Annotated in this window: 2 pseudogenes; one reads left to right on the plus strand and one right to left on the minus strand. The window is 46.4% G+C overall.

The features are described from left to right. A pseudogene (locus tag CIK04_RS33550) lies at positions 1-211 on the minus strand (hypothetical protein); the annotation flags it as partial. Between the two features lie 28 nt (positions 212-239). Here CIK04_RS33550 and CIK04_RS23575 point away from each other — a divergent pair. Continuing rightward, a pseudogene (locus CIK04_RS23575) lies at positions 240-932 on the plus strand (LysR family transcriptional regulator); the annotation flags it as partial.

Genomic DNA, 932 nt, shown 5'->3' on the forward strand with positions numbered 1-932 from the left:
ATGCGTGTTCAACCGAAAAGGTATTGGAAATAAGTGGCAACGCGGGAAGATAAATATCTATGGCCAACGGGCTGACAACACAAGCAAGGTTAACAACGCCATTGTAATTTACTGATTGGCTCTGACCTGACAACAAACACTCCAATTGAACAAGAACTTTGATCAGAGATTTAACCGCCTCGTGATATGAATGGAAATGATGTATATTCATCGCTGATATTCTTATTGGGAAATTCAGAATGAACATCGAGAAACTCTCCCGGTTAGACCTTAATCTTCTCGTCTGCTTAAAAGTGCTGTTCGAGGAACTCAATGTGACCCGCACTGCTCATCGACTTTGTTTAAGTCAATCAGCGGTGAGTAAAGCATTGGCAAAACTGCGCCAGCAGTTTGATGACCCCTTATTCGTTCGACATTCACACGGGCTTACTCCAACAGCGCGAGCGTTGTTCTCAACCAGAACTASGTGATCTGTTGATCAACCAGTTAGAGCATCTTACCTTGCCGGAAGAGTTTCACCCTGAAAGCAGCGAATACCGCTTTCGTATTGCCGCTGTGGAAAGTGTTTATCCCCTGATCTTGCCGCACTTTCTACCATCCATTTTCCAGCAAGCGCCCAACGTCACCATCAGCACCCATTCATGGTCAGAACAGACCTTCAAGATGCTGCAGCGGTGAGTTGTAGWYTTGGGTATGACAGGCAAAGACATCGACATCAACGATGCCAAGCTCACCATGTTGCCTCCGTTTGATATTTGCGAGCAGGAAWTTTATCGCGACAATCAGATGTGCGTAGTGCGAAAAATCACCTGCGCTGCAACAACCTTGGAACTTGGAAAACTACTTATCGCTGCGTCACGTGCAAGTGCGCTGTGATGGCAATGAACGTTGGTTGTTAGATTATCGCCTCGCAGATATTGGCCGTGAGCGCG

Source organism: Vibrio sp. 03_296 (assembly GCF_002265885.1).